The sequence below is a fragment of the Cellulosimicrobium sp. KWT-B genome (genome assembly GCF_002127155.1).
GTDB classification, from domain to species: domain Bacteria; phylum Actinomycetota; class Actinomycetes; order Actinomycetales; family Cellulomonadaceae; genus Cellulosimicrobium; species Cellulosimicrobium funkei.
Genome location: NZ_NEDO01000002.1, coordinates 316,162 through 336,804, shown reverse-complemented (window position 1 = coordinate 336,804; position 20,643 = coordinate 316,162). Strand labels below are relative to the sequence as shown.

Below are 20,643 nucleotides of genomic sequence, written 5' to 3'. Positions count from 1 at the left end.
GACCTCTTGCGGCTGTTTCTGGTCGGCAACCCCGTGGTCGACGGGCGGTGAGGGCGTGGTGGTCAGCGGTTGGTGGTCACCGTCGTGCCGGCGGTGCGGGTCGCGGCCAGCAGCGAGTGGAGGCCGAACGCCTGGACCGGGCCTAGCGCTCCCGTCCCGTTCGTCTCGCCGGCCGCCGCCCGCGTCGCGCCCCACGCGAGGTAGTGGGCCGTGAGGTCGTACGCGTCGGGACCGTCGAGTCGGGCCCGACGCAGCACCTTGCCCTCGGCGTCGCGCGCCACCGCGAGCACGTGCGTGCGCGACGCCGCGCGGGCCGCCTCGTCCGGCCCGCCGCTCGACCCGCTGCGCGAGCGGGCGAGCCGCCGCAGGCCGTCGCCCAGCCCGGGGACGCGCAGCGCGGCCGTCGCGACCGCCGTCGCCACCGGCGCGAGCCGCACCGCGGGACCGGACACGCCCAGCGCCACCTCGACGTCGCGCAGCCCCCGCGCGAGGCCGGGCAGCGTGAACGGCTCGGTCCCACCCGCGGTGACACCGCGCACGCGCCGGCCGGGGCCGACGTCGAACGTGACGACGCGCGCCGCGACACGCTCGGTCCGGAGACCGCCGTCGCGCCACGCGTACGACGGCTCGAGCGCCGTCTCCAGCGCGCTCACGCGCGTGCCGCCGCTCACGCCGCCGCCGGTGGGGAAGTAGCCGATCTCCAGACGCGCCGCGTCGGCGCCCTCGTCCTGGAGCGCGAGCGCCCCCGCGAGGTTGCCGGGCACCCAGTCGTGGCCGAACGCCGTGAGCAGCGCCGCACCCGTGCGCCGGGCGCGCGGACCGAGCTCGTCGAACACGCGCCGGATGAACGCCGGCTCGCCCGTTGAGTCGAGGTACACCGCACCCGCGTCGATCGCGGCCTCGACCGCCGGGCCGCCGTGCCGCCCGAACGGCCCGACCGTCGAGACCAGCACGTCGCCCGGTCCGACCAGAGCACGCACGGTCCGCGCGTCGTCGACGTCCGCGACCGTGGTCTCGAGCGGCGATCGCGCAGCGGTGCCCGACGGCGGGCTCCCGGCCTCAGGCGAGCCCGCGGGCTCGGCGCGGTGACGGGCCGCGGAGCCTGCCGTCGCGGTTGGCGTCTGTTCGGCGAGCTCGGCGGCGAGCGCGTCCAGCCGGTCCGGGGACCGACCCGCGAGCACGGGCCGCGCGCCGCGCGCCACGAGCTCGTGCGCGACGAGCGTGCCCGTGTAGCCCGTCGCGCCGAGGAGCACGATGCGGCCCGTCGCCGGGGGAGGGGTCGGGGCGTCGGTCATGGGGTCACCTTTCGCCGGAACCAGGGATCCCGCGAGACTACGGAGCGGTGCCGGGGCTCGCGCGTCGGCGGAGTGTCAGCCGCTCCGTGCTCGCGCTCGTGCGCGAGAGGCGTGGTGTCCTGGCGGTATGGACTCGGAGCCGGACGACGAACCGCGGCGCAAGGGCGGAGCGCCCGACGGCGGGGCGCCTGGGGCTGGCGGACCGTTCGATGACGGCGGGCCACGCGGTGGTGATGCGTCTCACGGGCCCTACCAGGGCTCGTCGGCGCGCTGTGGTGCGTCGTCGTCATCGTGGCCGTCCTGGTGGTCGGCGTCGCGTTCGGGATGTTGGACGGCCGCTGATCGCACCTGGGTGTTGCGTACGCAGATATGCGAACAGAGGGCTCGGGCCAGTGACCCTCGTTCTCATCTTGACGCCGCCGTCGCGGCGCTCGACGAGGCGTCCGGGCCTAACCCGGCCACGGCGCGGTCGAGATCGGTGCGCTACTCGCGCCCCACCGCCGGGGCGCAGCGTCCATACCTCGTGGGATCAAAGACGATCAATCCGGCAAGGACCACCTGTTGGCGCGCGAGCGGTTGATGCTCGCGTCGAGCTCGTCGAAGCTCATCGGGGTGTGCGAATCTCGGGGGCCGAGCAGTGGTCCGGGCAATACGGCGTGGCGCTCCTGCCCTCCTTCGGTGGAGCCGTCACGCCGCACGCTGCAACAACGCGTCGTCGCGGCGGAGGGTCAGTACTGATTTGTCGTCCTCTTCTGCTTTTTAAGGTGCTCGCGGCGCTTGATCTCCGCCGCGATGTTCCCCTCAGGCAAGTCGGTGAACGCAGTGAGCCGGTAGTAGCTGCGCATGCGGCCGTTCTCTTTGCGTTTGATCGTCTGGTACTCCCAACCGATCTTGCGTAGCTCGCGCATGCGTCTCTGCCAGTCCTCCTGGTGCTGATGCATCGACGCAACGACACCGACGACCTGCGATGGAGCATCGACCCCGACGGCGTGGAAAGCCCTGAGTATCTCGCCAATTCGGCGGTGCGGATCCATATGCGCGGTGGCGGCACGAATCTGCTCTTCGAACGGGTCTAGCGATGAGTAGAAAGCCTGTTTGTCGTGGTTGCACTGCGAGCACAGCGGCTGGAGATTATCTATGTCGTCGGTGCCGCCCCAGCTGTGCGGGACCATGTGGTCGACCTCTAGCTTCACGCGATCTTCGGTCGGGGTTTTTCCGCACTGCGCGCACCGTTTCCTGCTGAGCACTTCACCACGCACTGTCGGCGAGATCCCACCTCGGTTGCCGTGATCTGTTCCGGCCCGACCCTCCAAGAGATAGATATGCGTTTTTCCAGAACGTACCGCGGACAAGCGGAACCAGCCACGCAGTTCCCGGACGCGCCGATCAGTTTGTGAATGTGAAGCGCCATTCTCCGCTGCAGCATGCGCGCGGATCTCCACCATCGTCGGCGGGTTCGAGCGTCGCGCATAGAGGAAGGCGTATAGCAAGCGCAAGTCGTCGCGGGTTAGCAACCGCCGAAGCTCATCGCTTTGGGGCGCGGGGAGGTCGGTCCCGGTCACCGGGGAATCACCGGCGCAGGCACCGTCAAGTTGTCGTCGGGTGTCGCCAGTCGCCAGCGACCGCCGTCGATCTCCACCCCGTCAGTCGCTGACGTCGGCGCCACCCGGATGCTGACTAGCTCCCCCGGTTCGGGAGTGGCAGCACCGAATTGAGCAGCGAGGTTCCGCTGCGCGTGATAATCGCCACCGAGAATGAGGTACCCCTCCGGGCGAAGTGCGCTGCGAGCGCCGCCATTGTCGCGGACACGCTTCATGTAGTCGTCCTGCTGCGCGACGGTGGCGATGATGTTGCGCGACAGGCGCAGGTTGGTCGCCCTCCGGAACAGCTCATTGACGCGGGACTGCCCGCTTCGCCCGCCCATGATCTCGACGACGACGTCCGGCGGCAGTTGGAGCAGGGCGTTGGGCTGCATCGAAGCGTTCTTGTGCAGCCAGAGGATCTGAGAGCGGCCGTGCGCGTTCAGCCCGGTCTTGCGGTCCCGGTTCTCGCTTGTGCGGCGGTTCTGCTCGCTCACGCGCACAAGGCCTGCACTCCACGCGGACTTTGCGTCGTCGGCCTGCATCACTAGGACAATCTGGTCGAAGCTCTCAATTGGGAGCATCCAGGCGCCAGTGTGGGAGTACTTGCAGTCCACCTCGTGCCCGGCGATCGAGAAGTCCAGCACGTGTCCGTCGTCAAGCTCCAGCTCGCGCTGGAGGTTGATCTCGGCGAGCGTGCCGAAGTGGGTCTTCTCGTTCTTGAACAGCTGGTCGAGCTTGTACCGGCCAGTGCGTTGGCCGTCGTAGAGCTGGTCGAAGGTCGCGCGGAAGACTCTCGCCATCCGCCGCCCGTCCGGATCGAGAGCGCGCAGAGCCGCGGCGACCTCGGACATCGCGCGATCGTGCAGAGGTTCCTTCAGTTCGAGCTGGCTCACAGGACAACTCTAGAACTCAGCGCTCGGCTTCTGGCCCTGGGTCGAATCTTGACCGACTCGCCGAGGAACCGGATCGAGGGCCTCCTTCGCGGTCAACTGCACGGCGCGAGTGCGCGTTAGCCGACATGGGTCCGGAGCGATCTGGCGTCGAGAGGTCTACCCGAGTCCTAGCGGCCAGCGTGACGCCACAAGACCGTTGCGCACCCGGTCTCCCACTCGAGGTGAGATCGTCGGTGTTCGAGTTGTCCCGTGGTCAGCGCTTAGGCTCTCTGAGAGTGCCGACGCAAAGGCTAGAGCAACTCGGGCCGTTGGTTAGCTGCAATCAACTGATCTTCGACCTGGCAGTCTCGAACGCTAGGTGGCGAATATGGTCCGCCTGGCCCACGAAACCCTTGAAAGAGCCCAATGCGTAGGTCCGTTCTTCACCTACTCCGTAGTGCTTGATCTCAAAGTCGCGGGAGAGCGTTCCGAGGTGCTGCTCGAAGTTCTTGGCCTCTACAGCGCCGCTGGCAGCCCGAATAATCTGACGGGCCGTCAGTGGCTGGTCGGCACGCTTAAGGGCAACGTAGATGGGGTCGTACATAACCTCAGCCTCGATCTGCGCGAGGTCCTTACGTGCACCCTCATGTCTGATCGCGGCGGCGATCGCGCTGCCCACGGCGCGGGCGACGGGCGGAGGGAAGGCGTTCCCGATCTGTCGGTAGCGGGAGGTCTTCCGGCCCGTGAACTTCCACTCGTACTCCGGCTCTGGCCCCCAGCCCTGGATGCGCGCAACCATTTCCGTGGTCAGCTTTGGGACGAAGTCGACAGGGTGCTCTGCGCTAGGCGGTGTGTCGCTGACACCCATGCCGTCGACGCCGAGCGTCGCCCATGCGCGCTTAGCGCGGGTCGGTCCGAGATCCGCTCCTCCGTGCTTCTTCGAACCCCCGACGATGGTCGGCGCGATGCCGTTCGCACGTGAGGCCCATGCATCGGCGCCCGGCCACCCGTCGGCTGCCATCAGATCCCGCAATGCCGAACCAACAGTGCCAATGAACGGAGTGGGCTCTGGCCAGTTGAAGTGGCGCGCGTCCTCTTCGCGGAGCGCGACGAGGATGAACCGCGGGCGCAATTGAGGAACCCCAAAGTCGCGCGCTTCAAGAAGTTTCCAATCTGACCAGTACCCCAGTTCCTCGAACCGGTCCTTGACGTGCTGGCGGTACCCTGAGAAGCGCGGCATCGACAAGCCTCGAACGTTCTCCAGGAGAACGGCACGAGGTTGCATCCTCCCGGCAAGTTCGACCGCCCAGGCAAACAGATCGCGTTCATCGCTGGTGCCGAGTTGCTTGCCCGCTATCGAGAACGGCGGGCAGGGTACGCCACCCGCAAGTAGGGTGAGGTCATCACTGAAATCCTCTGGGTTCCAGACCGTCTCGTCGGCGACGTCACCGACGCGGACTTCCCATCCGCGGTTCTCCCTCAGTGTGGCGGCAGCGTTCCCATCGAGCTCTACGGCGAGCCGGTGCTCGAAACCAGCGAGCTCGAGGCCGAGGGCTTGCCCCCCAGCACCTGCGCAGATCTCGACAACTGTTAGACGGCTCACAGTCAACTCCTCTTGGGTCCTATCGAGGCTAGTCCACGGTCATGCTGACACCCGCTACGGACACGGGGGCGGGAAACAGCCGATTGGCCACCATCGTGCCTTAGGCGCGCCGCCCAGTGTGGGTCGAGGTCGTCGGCTGTGGGTGGATGCTCGCGTGCCTCGTGGTGTGGATAGCCAGAACCGTTGCTAGCGCGTGAAGGCGACGGCAGTGGCAACCCCACGGTGCATCCCTGAGAGTGACACGGTACCCGGGAAGGCGGGGCAGGGTCTTTGTTCTCGTTGGGCGCCACTTCGCGGGGCGGCGCGGCAACAGGGCTGGAGCTTCTCCGTCCCAGACGTTGGCGTGGTCATCCCCGCTTTGGCCAGCTGCGACACGATCACCACGACCTGCATGCGGTTCGCATCGCCCAACTTCGCGCTCGCCACAGTGAGGCGCGCCTTGACTGCCGCGCCGATGGCGTAGAGCGGCTGCGCGACCTCGGGGTCGGCAGGCCTTGCGCGAGGAGTTGTGCGAGGTCGAGCTTACGCTCGACCACTGCCGCGAACTGCTCACCGGTCTCCCCGTGCTCCGTTGCGACCACCATCAGGCCGGTGCGCCGTCCTGGTGGCGCACCCAGGTCTCGCGGACCTCGGTGAGGTGGTCGAGCATCGCGGCGCGGGCGCCGTCGGCGCGGTGCGCGTCGAGGTTGTCGACGATCGCGCGGTGCGCGCGCGTGACGACGTCGATGCGGCGCGGGTCGTAGGAGAACGTGGCGATGCGCGTCTCCATGAGCCCTTCGCCGAGCACGTCGTAGAGCATGACGAAGAAGTCGTTGCCGGTCGCGACGGCGAGGCCGCGGTGGAAGGCGTAGTCGTTCTTGGACGCGGCGACGATGTCGTCGGCGTGCCCGGGGAGCTGGTCGACGAGGTCGGCGAGGCCGGCGAGCGCGGCGTCGTCGATGCGCTCGGCGGCGATGCCGGCGACGGCGACCTCGAGCGTCGCGCGGACCTCGTGGAGCTGGAGGTAGGGCACGTTGGGGCCGTGGTGGAGGAACATCTGGAGCATCTGGCCGACGTCGTCGATGCTGGTGCGCCCGACGCTGAGGCCGGAGCCGGGCGTGGCGGTGACGATGCCCTTGGCGGTGAGGGCGCGGACGGCCTCGCGCACGACGGTGCGGGAGACGCCGTAGGACTCGCAGAGCTCGCGCTCGGAGGGCAGCCTGTCGCCGGGCTGGAGCTCGCGCGCGAGGATGTCGTCGCGGATCGCGTCGGCGACCTGGTCGGACAGTCGGCGCTGTCGCACGATGCCGCTCGTCGGCAGCGTCGCATCAGGCTCGGGCACCGTTCCTCCTCGGGGTGACGACCGCGCCATTCTGCCTCACGGGGGCCACGACCTGCCCGGACGCGGTCGATGCTCACGGTCGTGAGACGGGGTTGGCTCAACTGGTATGACAGGATACAGTCACTCAACCTGCTGAGCCGAGCGTCCGACGTCGGGCACCCGTGCCGGCAGGTCTCCCCTCACCCGCACGCAGAGCAACGCGGCTTCCCAGTCGCGGGGAAAGAGCTGTTCCACGATGCGCGCCATCAGATTCGAGACGTCCGGGACCGCCCACGTGGTCGACATCCCGCGCCCGGTCCCCGGCCCCGGCGAGGTCCTCCTCGCCGTCACCTCCACGGGGGTGTGCGGCTCCGACCTGGCCGCCCTCCGCGGCACCCACCCGTTCCGCGTCCCGCCGCTGATCTCCGGCCACGAGGCCGGTGGCCGCGTCGTCGAGGTCGGCCCGGGCGTCGCCGACGTGGCCGTCGGCGACCGCGTCGTCGTCGACCCGCAGCGCCCGTGCGGCACGTGCGACCTGTGCACGACGGGCGGCTACCACCTGTGCGCGAGCAAGCAGATGCTCGGCGTCGCCGAGTGGGACGGCTCGTTCGCCGAGCACGTCGTCGTGCCCGCGTACACGCTGGTCCCCGCGCCCGACGGCGTCGCGGACGAGCACCTCGCGCTCGCCGAGCCGGTCGCGGTCGCGGCCCACGCCGTCGCGCAGCTGGGGGAGCGGCGCCGCGAGCGCGCGCTCGTGCTCGGCGGCGGCACGATCGGCGCGCTCGTCGCGCGCGTCCTCGCCGACGGCGGCAGCACCGTGGTCGACGTCGTCGAGCCGCGCGAGCACGTCCACGAGGTGCTGCGCGCGGTCGGCGCGACGGGCGTCCACCGGCCCGACGCCGCGCTCGAGCCCGGCTCGTACGACGCCGTCTTCGTCGCCGCGGGCGTGCCCGCGCTCGTCGAGCGCGCGTTCGGGGCCGTCGCGCCCGGTGGGGCGATCGTCCAGGTCGCGGTGTTCAACCAGCCCGTTCCGGTCCCGGTGGGGCAGCTCCAGGTGCGCGAGATCGCCCTGCTCGGCACGGCCATGTACACGAAGGACGACTTCCGCACCGCGCTCGACGTCCTCGCGCGGCACCCCGGGCTCGCCGACGTGCTCGTGTCCCGCACGACCTCCTTGGAGGAGGGCGCCGCGATCACGACGACCATGGCCGCCGAGGGGCCGGGCGACATCGTCAAGCTGGTGATGGTCCCGTGAGCGCGGCCCGCGCCGTCCGCGGCGTCCTGTCCGGCGCCGAGCGCGCGCTGTTCGTGGTCTCGGGCGTCGCGATCACGCTCGTGAGCGCCGTCCTCGTGCTCCAGGTCTTCATGCGGTACGTGCTCAACAGCCCGACCGTGTGGTCCGAGGAGTTCGCGACCCTCGCGTTCGTCTGGTGCGTCATGACGGCGATCCCCGTCGCGGTGCGCCGCAGCGAGCACATCGCGGTGACGCTGCTCCTCGACCGCCTGCGCGGGAAGGTGCGCCGCGCGTTCGTCGCGCTCGGCTACGCACTCTCCGCGGGCCTGTTCGGCCTCGTCGCCGTCTACGCCGCGATGATGCTCCCGACGGGCGCGCGCCAGCTCATGACCGGCCTGACCATCGCGACGGGCACGGACATCACGCTGCTCGCCATGTACGTCGTCGTGCCGATCGGCATGGGCTTCTCCTGCGTCTACGCGGTCGAGAAGCTCGTCGAGGCGCTCCGCGGCGACTTCGACACCCCCGACGACGCCGTGGAGGCGAACATCGCCGAGGCGGAGCAGCTCGTCGCGCCCACCTCCCAGGACAAGGACGTCTGACCCATGCCCCTCATCCTCGGAGGGCTCCTCCTCCTCATCCTCGTCATCGGCGCCCCGGTGGGCGTCGCCGTCGGCCTCGCCTCGTTCGCGAGCCTCGCCGCCGAGGGCGTGCCGCCCGAGGTCGGCGCCCAGCGGTTCGTCGCCGGGATGCGCTCCTTCCCGCTCCTCGCGATCCCGCTCTTCGTGCTCGCCGGGTCGCTCATGAACGCGGGCGGCGTGACCCAGCGCCTCATCGACTTCGCCTACGCGATCGTCGGCCGCATCCGCGGCGGGCTCTCGGCCGTCAACGTCCTCACGAACATCACGTTCGGCGGCATGTCCGGCTCGGCGGTCGCGGACGCGTCGTCGGTCGGCCGCCTCCTCATCCCGCAGATGCTGCGCCGCGGCTACGCGCCCGGCGACGCGGCGTCGGTCACCGCGACGGCGTCGATCGTCGCGCTCGTGCTCCCGCCGAGCATCACGATGATCATCTACGGCGTCGCGGCCGAGGTCTCGATCAGCGCGCTGTTCTTCCACGGCCTCTACATCGGCCTCGGGTTCGGCCTCGTCTACCTGGTCACGGGCTGGCTCGTCGCCCGCAAGAAGGGCTACCCGGCCGAGCGCGGCGTGGGCGCGCGCGAGCTCGTGCGCACCGCCGCCAAGGCGCTCCCGGCCCTGCTCATCCCGGTCGTCGTGCTCGGCGGCATCCGGCTCGGCGTCTTCACCGCGACGGAGGGCGGCGCGGTCGCGGTCCTCATCGCGGTGATCCTCGGCGTCCTCGTCTACCGCGAGCTGTCCTGGCAGCGGGTCGTCAAGGCGATGCGCGAGACGACGATGCTCGTCGCCGCGATCATGCTCATCATCGCGATGGCGCAGGCCTACTCGTGGGCGCTCGTGACCGGCGGCACGCCGCAGATCGTCGCCGACGCCGTGCTCGGGCTCACGGACAACGTGCTGCTCATCCTCTTCGTCGCCAACGTGATCCTGCTGCTCATCGGCACGGTCGTCGAGGGCAACGCGGCGATCATCATCTTCACGCCGATCCTCCTGCCGATCGTCACGGCCGCGGGCGTCGACCCGGTCCACTTCGGGCTCATCGTCGTCATCAACCTCGCGATCGGGCTCATCACGCCGCCCGTCGGGATCAACCTGCTCATCACGAGCCGGATCGCCGGGATCTCGGCGGAACGGGCGCTGCGCGACATGCTCCCGTGGCTCGGCGTCTCGATCGCCCTGCTGTTCCTCGTCACGTACGTCCCCGTCCTCACCGGCATGTACTAGCCGGCGCGACGGTCGACACCCGCCACCGGCACCAGCACCCCGGCGGGCGAGGGCGTCCCGCGCCCTCGCCCGCCCCGCACACGAAGGAGCTTCCCGTGGGGAAGAGAACCACCGCGCCGCACCGTCGCGTCGCCGCCCTGGTCGTCGCGAGCGCGCTCGCCCTCGGCGGCTGCACGGCCACGACGACCGACCCCGAGCCCGACCTGCTGCTCCGCCTCGGCCACTCGTACGGCGCCGGGAGCCTGCAGGACCGCGCTGCGAACCGGCTGTCCGCGCAGGTCGCCGACGCCTCCGACGGCCGCGTGACGATCGAGGTCTACCCCGCCTCCCAGCTCGGGAGCTGGGAGGACATGCAGGAGGGCCTGGAGTTCGGGGCGGTGGACATCGTCGTCGAGTCCGTCGGCTCGCTCGAGCGCTACACCGACCTCGCCGCGATCGAGGGCGTGCCGTTCCTCTACGAGGACGAGGACCAGTTCCTCGAGGTCTGGGACGGCCCGCTCGGCGACGAGATCATCGAGGCCATCCGGGAGGACTCCGGGTTCCTGCTGCTCGGCCAGATGTACCGCGGCGGGCGCGTGCTCAACACGCAGCGTCCCGTCACCGAGCTCGCCGACGCGCGTGGCCTCAAGCTGCGCGTCCCGACCCAGCAGACCTACCTCGACACGTGGCACGCGCTCGGCGCGAGCCCCATGCCGCTCGCGCTCAGCGAGGTCTTCCCCGCGATCGAGCAGGGCGCGGTCGAGGGCCAGGAGAACCCGATCGACGTCGTACGGTTCAACTCGTTCTACGAGGTCGCGCCGCACGTCACCCTCACCGAGCACGTGTTCGGCAACTTCCACTTCCAGGTCTGGGCCGACGCCTACGAGGGCTGGCCCGAGGACCTCCGCGCGATCGTCGACGCCGAGATCGACGACGTCTCCTCCTGGTACCGCGAGACGTCGATCGCCGAGCGGCAGGAGAACGTCGACTTCCTGGTCGAGCGCGGCGTCGAGCTGCACGAGATCGACCGCGCCGAGTGGGCCGAGGCCTCGTCCGAGGTGCTCGACCACGTCGACCCCCAGGTCGTGGAGTGGGCCGAGCGCATCCGCTCGGGCGACGCGTGACGCCGTACCGCGGCCCCGAGCCGCGCCGGCGCGTCGACCGCGCCGCCCGCGACGACCGACGACCCGACCCACGAGAGGAGACACCGATGCGCGGCGCGATCGCCGACGACTTCACCGGGGCCACCGACCTCGCCGGCAACTGGAGGGCGCGTGGTCTGCGGACCGCCGTCGTGCTGGGCGTCCCGGGCCCGGACGACCTCGCGGACCTCGCCGACCACGACGCCGTCGTGGTCGCGCTGAAGATCCGCTCCGTGCCCGCACCCCAGGCCGTGGAGCAGGCGCGCGCGGCCTACCGCGCGCTCGCCGCGCTCGGCGTCACGCAGGTCTACGACAAGTACTGCTCGACGTTCGACTCCACGCCCGAGGGCAACATCGGGCCCGTCGCGGACGCGCTGCTGGAGGAGACCGGCGCGCGCAGCGCCGTGGTCGTCCCGGGCTTCCCGGACGCGGGCCGCGCCGTCTTCCGCGGCCACCTGTTCGTGGGGGACGAGCCGCTCGACCGCAGCCCCATGAAGGACCACCCGCTCAACCCCATGTGGGACTCGCGCGTCGCGAACCTCCTCGCGGCGCAGACCGCGCACCCGGTCGCCGAGGTGCCGGTCGGCGTCGTGCGGGCCGGCGAGCAGGCGCTGCGGGGCGCGATCGTCGCGGCCGAGGCGGGCGGCGCGAGGTACGTCGTCGTCGACAGCATCGACAACGACGACCTCGCCGTCATCGCCCGCGCGACGTCCGACGCCCCGCTCGTCACGGGTGGCTCCGGGCTCGCGCTCGGCCTCGACCCGACGGGCGCGACGCTCGGCCACATCGCCGCCGTCCCGGGTCGACGCGCGGTGCTCGCGGGCAGCGCGTCGCGCGCCACCCAGGCGCAGGTCCGGGCGGCCCTGCCGCACCTGCCGCACCAGAAGGTCGACGTCGCGGCGGCGCTCGCGGACCCCGGCGCGGAGGTCGAGCGGCTCCTCGCGTGGGCCCGCGAGCGCTGGGCGGAGCAGCCCGACCGGCCGGTGCTCGTGTACTCCGTGGGCGAGCCGGACGACGTCGCGCGCGGGCGTGCGGTGACCGCCGACGCCCCCGCCGTGGTCGAGCGGCTGTTCTCCGCGCTCGCGCCGCGGCTCGCGGAAGCGGGCGCGACGCAGCTCGTCGTGGCGGGCGGCGAGACGTCGGGCAGCGTCGTCCAGGGGCTCGGGGTGCACGTGCTCGAGGTCGGGCAGCTCCTGAGCCCGGGCGTGTCCTGGCTGCGCGGTCGCCGCCGCGGAGCCGACGACGTCAACCTCGTCCTCAAGTCCGGCAACTTCGGCACCGAGGACCTCTTCGTCACCGCGTGGGAGGAGCTCGCATGAGCGACCTGGTCGAGGAGCTGCTCGCCGCCGGGCGGGGTCTCGCCGCGAGCGGGATGTCGCCCGGGACGTCGGGCAACGTGTCCGTGCGCGTCGGCGACGAGGTGCGCATGAGCGCGACCGGCACGTCCCTCGCGACCCTCACCGCCGAGCAGATGGCCCGCACCACGCTCGACGGCACCCCGATCACCGAGGGCGACGGCCCGACGCCGCGGCCCACCAAGGAGTGGCCGCTGCACCTCGCGATGTACGCGCGCGACCCGGAGTACCGCTGCGTCGTGCACCTCCACTCGCCGAGCGCCGTCGCGGCGTCGTGCCTCGCTCCGTGGCGCGAGCACACGGCGTTCGCGCCGGTCACGCCGTACGTCGTCATGCGCGTGGGCAACGTGCCGCTCGTGCGGTACGCCGCGCCGGGCGACCCGGCGCAGGCCGAGCGGGTGCGGGGGAGCGCGCTGCGCTTCCACGGCGCCCTGCTCCAGAACCACGGGTCGATCGCTGCCGGGCGCACGGTCGCGGAGGCCGTCGACCGCGCGGTCGAGATCGAGGAGGCGGCGCGCGTCCGGCTGCTGCTCGGGGACCGGCTCGACGCGCGGCTCCTCACCGACGACGAGGTGCGCGAGCTCGTCGAGGCGTACGGGCAGCCCTGGGGCTGACGTCCGGGCGAGGATGGTCCGGTGCCGACCGACCCGCCGTACGCGCGCCCGACCGCCGACGACCTCGCCGCCGCGCGCGGCCGTGAGATCGAGGACTGGCTGCGGCCGGGCCTCGACGTGCTGTTCTGCGGGATCAACCCCGGGCTGTATTCGGCGGCGGTCGGGCTGCCCTTCGCAAACCCGGGAACGCGGTTCTGGAAGGCGATGCACGAGGCGGGTTTCACCGACCGCGTGCTCGGGCCGTGGGAGCGTGAGGAGTTCCTGGCCGCCGGGCTCGGCATGACGAACGTCGTGCGCCGGGCCACGGCCCGCGCCGACGAGCTGACGCCGGAGGAGATCGTCGGGGGCGGACGCCGCCTCGTCGAGACGGCGGAGACGTACCGGCCGCGGTGGGTCGCGGTGCTCGGCCTCGGCGCGTACCGCACGGCCTTCGCGGACCGTCGCGCCGCGACCGGCCCGCTGGAGCGTCGCGTCGGCCCCGCGCGGGCGTGGCTGCTCCCGAACCCGAGCGGTCTCAACGCGCACCACACGGTCGCGACGCTCGGCGCGGCGTACGCAGAGCTGCGCGTCGCTGCGGGGCTGCCGGACCGCCGTCGGACCTGAGCGCCGCGCGGGGAGAGCCGAGCTGTCGCCGCCCGTGCGCGCCTCGGCCGTGACATCTTGCTTGTTGACTCTTGCGAGAAGTTGTTGACTTGTGTGAATCGGCCCGGGAGACTCGAGGTCCCGAGGTCGACGCCGTCCCGGGTTCTTGCCCCCTCACCGTCGAGGAGACACCCCATGAAGCTCTCCCTGTCCCGGGCGCGCACGCGTGCCACCGCTGTCACGGGTGCGCTGGTCGCGCTCGGGCTGGTGGTCTCGGGCGCTGCCGCCGCGACCGCCGCCCCGTCGGCGGCGCCCGCTGCGCCCACCGCAGCCTCGACCGCCGTCGCCCCGACGATCGCCCCGGTCGTCGACGCCAACTTCCCCGACCCGGACGTCCTGCTCGTCGACGGCGTGTACCACGCCTACGCGACGAACGACCAGGGCCGGAACGTGCAGCACCGCACCTCGACGGACCTCGTCACGTGGAGCGCGCCGACCGACGTCGCGCCCGACCTCGGCGCGTGGGTCAGCGAGGCGTGCACGTTCTCGCCGGGCGGCGCGACGGACCGCTGCGTGTGGGCGCCCGAGGTCGCCGCGGTCGAGGGCGGGTACGCCCTCTACTACACGGCGCGCGACGCAACGTCGCCGCGCCAGTGCATCGGCCTCTCGCTCGCCGACTCGCCCGAGGGCCCGTTCGAGCCCGTCGGCGACGACCCGTTCGTCTGCCCCAACGGCGAGGACGGCACCGAGGACCTCGGGGGAGCGATCGACGCCGGGACGTTCGTCGACGGCGACCAGCTCTACCTGCTGTGGAAGGCCGACGGGAACTGCTGCACCGGCAAGACGGCGATCATCTTCGCCCAGCCGCTGTCGCCCGACGGCACCACCCTCACCGGGCCGGCCACCGAGCTGATCCGCGTCAACACCGCGTACGAGGGCCGCGTCGTCGAGGCGCCGACCGTCGTCGAGCGCGACGGCACCTACTACCTCTTCTACTCCGCGAACGACTTCTACGGCGGCGCGTACCGCACGTCGTACGCGACGGCGCCGAGCCTGGCCGGGCCGTGGACCAAGGCGACGACGGAGCTCATGACGAGCGACCGCTTCCAGGGCGACGTGCGCGGCCCGGGCGGGCAGGACGTCGTCACCGCACCCGACGGCTCGGACGCGATCGTCTTCCACGGCTGGAACGCGGCGTTCACGTACCGCGCGATGTACGTCGCGGACCTCGAGTGGTCGGCCGACGGCGTCCCGTCCGTCCCGCAGGCGTCCGACCGCTACCAGGCCGAGGACGGCGTCGTGACGAACGCGCGCGTCGTGGCCGACGGCGGGGCGTCGGGCGGGGCGAAGGTCGGCGGCCTGGACTTCGCGGACTCCTCCGTGACGGTCGAGGTGCACGCCGACGCGGCCGGGCCGGCGCTGCTCGGCATCCGGTTCGCGAACGGCTCGCAGGACGGCGCGGCGCGCGTCCCGTCCACCGGGACGCTGGCCGTGAACGGCACGGTGACGGAGACCGTCGTCTTCCCGCACACCACGTGGGGCAACTGGCAGACGTCCGAGCACCTCGTCGACCTCGTCGCCGGGACCAACACGATCACGCTGACGCGCGCGACGTTCTACACCGAGCTCGACGCGTTCGACGTCTACCCCGCGACGCGCGACCCGCGCCCGTCGGCCCCGCCGGTCATCCCGTCGGACGCGACGCGGTACGAGTTCGAGGACGGCGTCATCACGCGCGGCTCCGTCGGGAGCGCCGCCGGGGCGTCGGGCGGGCAGAAGGTCGGCGGGCTCGACTTCCTCGACAGCTCCGTCGCCCTCCAGGTCTACGCCGACGAGGCCGGTCCGTACACGCTCGGCGTGCGGTTCGCGAACGGCTCTGAGCGCGGCGGCTACACGCTGCCGTCGTCGAGCACCGTCACGGTGAACGGCGCCGACGCCGGGGTCGTCACCTTCCCGCACACCACGTGGGGCAACTGGCAGTCCGTCACGCACCAGGTCGAGCTCCAGCAGGGGTGGAACACCGTCACCCTGACCAAGCTCACCTGGTACACGGAGCTCGACGCGCTCGACGTCTTCCCGGCCGAGGCGCCGCCCGTCGACCCGCAGGTCACCGTCACCGCGCAGCCCCGCTGCCTCGGCGGCACGCCCTATCTCGCCGTCCGCGCGACGAACGACGGCGACGAGACCGTCGCCGTCGCCCTCACCACCCCGCACGGCGAGCGGGCGTTCGCCCAGGTGGACCCGGGCAAGAGCGCGTACCAGTCGTTCAAGGTGCGCGGCGGGGCGCTCGAGGCGGGCGAGGCGCTCGTCGCGGTCACCGACGTCGCCGGCACGACGACGGAGGTGACGGCCGCGTACGACGCGCTCACCTGCGCGTAGCCGCCTCCTGACCAGCAGACCGCGGTGCCGCCCGGCCGATGGGCGGCACCGCGGTCGTGCGTCCGGGCCGGAGCGACAGGTTCGTGCGCCCAGGGCTGCGCCACCGGGTCGGGGCGGGGGATCCTGCGGCGGTCAGTCCCGGGGACGGTCCCACGGCAGGTGGGCCCGGACGACGAACCGGCCGTCCTCGACGCCCGCCGAGAACGTCCCGGCGAGCGCCTCGCAGCGTTCGCGCATCCCGACGATCCCGGTGCCGCTGCCAGGGACGCCCAGGGCGTCCGCGGTGAGCGCGTTGCGGACCGTGAGGTCGACGCCGTCGCCGGGCCGGGCGCGCACGTCGACGTCCGCGCGGGCGCCCGGGGCGTGCTTCATCACGTTCGTCAGAGCCTCCTGCACCACCCGGTACACCGCGCGCGTGAGCGCCGGCGGCGCGGAGTCCGCGTCCGTGACGAACACCGTCGCGGCGAGGTCGACGCCCGACGAGCGAGCCTCGTCGAGCAGCGCGGCGAGGTCGCCGAGCGCCGGGGCGGAGCCCGTGTACTGCTCCGCGCCGTCGCGCAGCGACGTGATGAGCGCCCGCATCTCTTCGAGCGCGCGGTGGGCGGACGAGCGCATGGTCCGGGCGGCGTCGGCCACCTCCGGGTCCTCGGTCGTCACCTCGAGCGCCGACGCCTGCAGCGACATGACCGACAGGTTGTGCGCGACGGTGTCGTGCATCTCGCGCGCGATGAGCTCGCGCTCGTCCTGCCGCGACAGCTCGGTGCGCAGGTGGTCGGTCTGGCTGCGCAGGTCCTCCGCGTGCGTGCGCAGCGTCTCGGCGCGACGGGTCTCCACCGCGGCGGTCTGCTGGGCGACGTGCGCCTGCCCGGCGTAGCGTCGCACCAGCCCCGCGCCGAGCGACGCCGCGATCGCCAGGACGCCGATGACCACGTAGCCGACCGCCCCGAGGTACGACCTGCTGCCGTCCTCGAGCGACGTCGCAGCGAAGATCACGGCGTCGCCGTCGCGGGCAGCGTCCCGCCACAGCGACGCCGTGACGGCGAGGACGGTCGCGGCCACGCACCCGGCGACGACCCGACGCCGGTGCTCGCGGGCGAGCACGAACGGCAGCGCAAGCAGAGGCGCGAGAGCACCGACGGGCGTCAGGATCCCGGCCGCGGCCGTGGCGAGGCAGACGACGACCGGGTAGCGCGCACGCCAGACCACCGCTGCGCACACCCCGGAGAGCACGAACAGGCAGAGGAAGTAGAAGGCGAGCTGTGCCCCGGTGATGGCGTCGCCGTGCCGCATCGAGGAGAACGTGGCGCTGATCATCCCGACGCCGAAGGTCGCGGCGACCGCGCCCACGGTCCCGGCGACCGACCAGAACCGCCGGGCCCGCCCGGGGGCGGGGGCCGCCGTCGGGCGCGCGCCGCCGACGGGGTGCGGCGGCACGTGGCCGATAGGGGCACCGGCGGCGGCCGGGCCGGTCGGCGTCGGCGGCCGGGTGGGCCCGGGATACCCGGGTGGCGGGGCACCCGGGTGGCCGGGCGCCGGGTAGCCCGGTGGAGGCGCGGCGCCCGGCGGCACCGCGGGGCCGCCCGGCTGCTGCGGCGGGGGGTACATGCGGCGAGCATACGCACGGGCGCCGACGCCCGGCCTCCGCCGACCGGCTCGCGCGACCGGCCCGGATCTCCTCCGGTCGGACGGCCCGGACGAGCCGGTCGGGCGATCCGCCGGACGGTGCCGCGCGGCCACGATCATCCTCGAACGCAGCGACCACGACGTACCGAGGAGACCACGATGTCCGCACCCCACGAGGGCCAGCGCCCCAACCAGCCCGGCGCGTACCCGGCCCAGCCCGGACCGACGCCGCCCCCGGGCCAGCCCTACTCGTCGCCCCTGGGGCCGGGCGCCCCCGGAGCAGCCGGCCCGATGCCGCACGCCGCCCACCCCGGTCAGGCGGGCTGGGCCGGTCAGCCGGGTCAGCCGGGTCAGCCAGGCATCCCGAGCCAGTCGGGCTTTCCGGCACAGCCGGGGCAGCCGGGTGCGGCCGCGTTCGCGGGGCAGGCGCCCGGCGTCCCGCCGCGCAAGAGCTGGTTCGCGCGGCACAAGATCCTCACGGGCCTCGGGGTGGTCGTGATCCTCGCCGTGATCGGGGCCGCGCTCGGCGGCGGGGGAGGGGACGAGCCCGAGGCACCGGCACCGGTCGCGGGGTCGAGCGCCCCCCAGGATCCCGCCGAGCCCGCCCCCGAGGCGCCGGACGAGGAGCCCGCTCCGGAACCCGCGGCGGCCGCGGTCGGCACGCCGGTGCGCGACGGCAAGTTCGAGTTCACCGTGACGTCCGTGGAGACGGGGGTCCCCACGGTCGGGGACGAGTTCCTCAACGCGCAGGCGCAGGGCCAGTTCGTGCTCGTGCACGTGACGGTGACGAACATCGGCGACCAGGCGCAGATGTTCGACGGCAGTAGCCAGAAGCTCGTCGACACCGCCGGGCGCGAGCACTCCGCGGACACCAGCGCGGCGATCTACCTCGGAGACGCGAACTCGTTCCTCACCGACATCAACCCGGGCAACAGCGTCGAGGGCACCGTGGTGTTCGACGTCCCCGCCGACGCCGTCCCCGCGAGCGTGACGCTCCACGACTCCTTCTTCTCCGGTGGGGTCGAGGTGTCGCTCGGCTGATCGCCGGGGCGCGCCTTCCCGGGCCGTCGCGACGTGCCGGAGCCACGGACGGACACGGTCCCGCGCTCGCTGCACCGCCGCGCACCCCGCACCCGGACGCCGGGGGCAGGAGTGCGCGGCGGTGGGCGTCAACCGCCCGGCAGGTCGTCGGTGACCAGGCGTGACCTGGCCTCGTAGACCTGGAGCGGGTCGGCTGCGCTCGTCGTCGTCGCGGTGCCCGTGACGTCGGTCCAGCTCGGCGTGCCGGTGATCCGGAACTGCCCGGACCACGTCGTGGTCAGCGTGATCGTCACCCGGTCCGCCGGTTGGTCGTAGGTGTGCGCGACGGTGTGGTGCGGGTACGCGGCGCCCGGGTCGGTCGTCGTCACCGGACCGCTCCCGTCGCCGTAGTCCCAGGTGAACGACCGCGGGGTCGCCCGGATCTGGACCGGGATACCGAGCAGCGTCGTGTCGAGCACCTGCTCCTCGGGCTCGGTGTAGGTGATCGTCGGCACGTTGACCACGGTCCAGCCGTCCGGCGGCTGCACGACGACGGGCGACGGCGCGAGCGTCAGGGCGGCGAGGGCTCGCGATGCCTCGTCCGCGAGGTCAGCTGGCGTCACGCACGACTGGTCGGCCACGGGCGCGCCCGCTGTCGACCACTCGCCAGGCGTGCCGTCTGCAGTGATCTCACGAGTCTGCCGGTACAACGCGCCCAGATAGTAGGAGTTCGCGTCGCACTCGAGCCCTTCGGTGACGAGCCGCTCCCATTCGGCGCATCGGCCAGACAGATCTGACGTCGGGTCGTCGAGGCCGTTGAACACCGCGCAGGTTGTCTGCGAAGACCGGTAGTACCGCTCCGTCGCAACGTCACCTTCCCCGCCAGCAGTCTCGTATGTCCCGCCACCGCGGGTCGCGGACTCTGCCTCCGCGATGAACTTGTTGCCTGTCGAAGCGCCCCGCACGCTCGCGTAGTCCGGTGCGGGCACGCTGGGGGCCAGAGTGACACCCGCGGAGGGCAGTAGCGCGAGCGCGACATGTCCCGCGACAAGCGCCTTGCGACGGGGTAGACCCGTCATGACGGAATCTCTCCGATCGTGACGACGATCCACTCGCCGTCAAGGGTCCCCATCTCGACACGCCGGGTGTCCGACTCCATGGACGTAGAGAAGACCTCCGCCCCGTCCTTGTCCACGATCGATATGGGCTCTTGCTCGAACGTGAGGTCGAGTGGTTGGAGCCCGGTCGCCTCGTCTCGCACGTAGCGTCCAGGTTCGTCAACTGTTGCCGCGACTGTGCCCCCGCTGAATACGTCGTCCCGGAGAGAGATCGTGCGAGCTTGCTCGAGGAAATCTGAGCAGGTGTCGCACTGCGAATGCGACATCGCTTCCCAATCGGCCGTGTCACCTGTCGCCATGACGTACGGGTAGAGCTCGAGGAAGTACTCTGCCGCCGCAGCAGCACCCTCGGCGTCGTCGCGATCCATGGCCGCGGGTCGTTCGGGCTTCGGCGGCCCGGTCGTGGTCGGCTCGGGTTCGGGTGTCTCCGTGACAGACGGCTCGGCCGACGTCTCGACCGGAGGTGACGGTGCGGGTTCGCCCCCGCCGGTGCACCCGGCGACCAGGCACCCGGCCGTCACGACGACGCCCAGGGCGAGCGTTCGCCGTCGGGCGTTGCTCCTCGACCGGAGCGCTCGGGCGCTCTCCTTCGTTCCTGCCGGTCGTCCTCCGACCGGCGCATGACGCCTACGACTCACCAGACCCCCTGCCCGCGAACCGGGCGGCGCGGCCCGGACCGGGCGGCACCGCGCGAACGCCACGAACCTAGCGAAACGCCGCGCGACGCGGAACCGCCCGTCCCGCCCTGTGGACGACGCGTCACGAGGTGTCCACCACGTGACCGCTCCACAGGTGCGGGTGGCGCGGCGGGCACGGCTCGGTGAACGTTGCCCGACGCCCGTCCCCGCACCTGCCCATTCCGGCACAAAACCGGCGCCTCCGCTTCCTATGCTCCGAGTGGCCGCCCACCCGCAGGACGGGTGCCGCGCCGGCCGTGACCTGCACCCTCGGACGAGCGGACCTGTGCTGTGACCACCGTTCTCACCCCGGAGTCCCCGGGCTCCTCGGGCGCGCCCCGCGGCGCCTCGCCGGGCGCCACCACCCCGGCCTCGGGCCCGGACGCGACCCGCCCGGGCGCGACC

At 72.1% G+C, this 20,643-nt stretch carries 17 protein-coding genes; 9 read left to right on the top strand and 8 right to left on the bottom strand.

Translation table 11 applies throughout. From position 1 onward, the window contains the following. Nucleotides 1–62: 62 nt before the first annotated feature. The 5 genes from B9L22_RS07750 to B9L22_RS07730 all read right to left on the bottom strand — a co-directional run bounded on the left by B9L22_RS07750 (nt 63) and on the right by B9L22_RS07730 (nt 6,674). Nucleotides 63–1,295, bottom strand: coding sequence for a trans-acting enoyl reductase family protein (locus B9L22_RS07750; protein WP_086149901.1), 1,233 nt, complete (start codon nt 1,293–1,295; stop codon nt 63–65). 728 nt (nt 1,296–2,023) lie between these two features. Beyond that, nucleotides 2,024–2,857 carry an HNH endonuclease gene (locus B9L22_RS07745; RefSeq protein WP_086149900.1) on the bottom strand — a complete coding sequence of 278 codons (834 nt, stop codon included), beginning with the start codon at nt 2,855–2,857 and terminating at the stop codon, nt 2,024–2,026. Then, nucleotides 2,854–3,771, bottom strand: coding sequence for a NaeI family type II restriction endonuclease (locus tag B9L22_RS07740; protein WP_233139862.1), 918 nt, complete (start codon nt 3,769–3,771; stop codon nt 2,854–2,856). The genes B9L22_RS07745 and B9L22_RS07740 overlap by 4 nt, the downstream gene beginning before the upstream one ends. A gap of 322 nt (nt 3,772–4,093) precedes the next feature. Next, complete coding sequence (locus tag B9L22_RS07735) at nt 4,094–5,353, bottom strand: DNA cytosine methyltransferase (RefSeq protein ID WP_086149898.1); 1,260 nt, start codon at nt 5,351–5,353, stop codon at nt 4,094–4,096. A 583-nt stretch (nt 5,354–5,936) separates the two neighbouring features. Then, nucleotides 5,937–6,674, bottom strand: a complete 738-nt coding sequence (locus B9L22_RS07730; protein WP_158097168.1) for a FadR/GntR family transcriptional regulator — start codon at nt 6,672–6,674, stop codon at nt 5,937–5,939. A 235-nt stretch (nt 6,675–6,909) separates the two neighbouring features. Here B9L22_RS07730 and B9L22_RS07725 point away from each other — a divergent pair, with 235 nt between their 5' ends. The 8 genes from B9L22_RS07725 (at nt 6,910) to B9L22_RS07690 (ending at nt 15,800) form a co-directional block, all read left to right on the top strand. After that, entirely contained in the window at nt 6,910–7,908 is a 999-nt protein-coding gene (locus B9L22_RS07725; protein ID WP_086149896.1) for a zinc-binding dehydrogenase, read from the top strand. Next, nucleotides 7,905–8,489: a TRAP transporter small permease gene (locus B9L22_RS07720; protein ID WP_074803496.1), complete on the top strand. Its 585-nt coding sequence runs from the start codon at nt 7,905–7,907 to the stop codon at nt 8,487–8,489. The genes B9L22_RS07725 and B9L22_RS07720 overlap by 4 nt, the downstream gene beginning before the upstream one ends. Nucleotides 8,490–8,492: 3 nt before the next feature. Then, nucleotides 8,493–9,749, top strand: coding sequence for a TRAP transporter large permease (locus tag B9L22_RS07715; protein ID WP_086149895.1), 1,257 nt, complete (start codon nt 8,493–8,495; stop codon nt 9,747–9,749). A gap of 95 nt (nt 9,750–9,844) precedes the next feature. Then, nucleotides 9,845–10,852, top strand: a complete 1,008-nt coding sequence (locus B9L22_RS07710; protein WP_158097167.1) for a TRAP transporter substrate-binding protein — start codon at nt 9,845–9,847, stop codon at nt 10,850–10,852. 86 nt (nt 10,853–10,938) lie between these two features. Continuing rightward, nucleotides 10,939–12,189, top strand: coding sequence for a 3-oxo-tetronate kinase (gene otnK, locus B9L22_RS07705; RefSeq protein WP_086150216.1), 1,251 nt, complete (start codon nt 10,939–10,941; stop codon nt 12,187–12,189). Next, a complete protein-coding gene (locus tag B9L22_RS07700; RefSeq protein ID WP_086149893.1) occupies nt 12,186–12,839 on the top strand; it encodes a class II aldolase/adducin family protein in 654 nt (217 codons plus the stop codon). Before otnK ends, B9L22_RS07700 begins: the two co-directional genes overlap by 4 nt. Before the next feature lie 21 nt (nt 12,840–12,860). Further along, a complete protein-coding gene (gene mug, locus B9L22_RS07695) occupies nt 12,861–13,442 on the top strand; it encodes a G/U mismatch-specific DNA glycosylase (RefSeq protein WP_086149892.1) in 582 nt (193 codons plus the stop codon). A 174-nt stretch (nt 13,443–13,616) separates the two neighbouring features. Further along, entirely contained in the window at nt 13,617–15,800 is a 2,184-nt protein-coding gene (locus tag B9L22_RS07690) for a family 43 glycosylhydrolase (RefSeq protein ID WP_086149891.1), read from the top strand. Between the two features lie 132 nt (nt 15,801–15,932). Here B9L22_RS07690 and B9L22_RS07685 read toward each other — a convergent pair whose 3' ends face one another. Then, complete coding sequence (locus B9L22_RS07685) at nt 15,933–17,234, bottom strand: sensor histidine kinase (protein ID WP_086149890.1); 1,302 nt, start codon at nt 17,232–17,234, stop codon at nt 15,933–15,935. Between the two features lie 348 nt (nt 17,235–17,582). Between B9L22_RS07685 and B9L22_RS07680 the strand changes: the two genes are divergently transcribed. After that, nucleotides 17,583–18,464 carry a DUF4352 domain-containing protein gene (locus B9L22_RS07680; protein ID WP_233139860.1) on the top strand — a complete coding sequence of 294 codons (882 nt, stop codon included), beginning with the start codon at nt 17,583–17,585 and terminating at the stop codon, nt 18,462–18,464. 128 nt (nt 18,465–18,592) lie between these two features. Here B9L22_RS07680 and B9L22_RS19650 read toward each other — a convergent pair whose 3' ends face one another. After that, complete coding sequence (locus tag B9L22_RS19650; RefSeq protein WP_143317161.1) at nt 18,593–19,432, bottom strand: hypothetical protein; 840 nt, start codon at nt 19,430–19,432, stop codon at nt 18,593–18,595. Between the two features lie 86 nt (nt 19,433–19,518). After that, complete coding sequence (locus tag B9L22_RS07670; RefSeq protein WP_255376890.1) at nt 19,519–20,082, bottom strand: DUF6318 family protein; 564 nt, start codon at nt 20,080–20,082, stop codon at nt 19,519–19,521. Nucleotides 20,083–20,643: the final 561 nt, after the last annotated feature.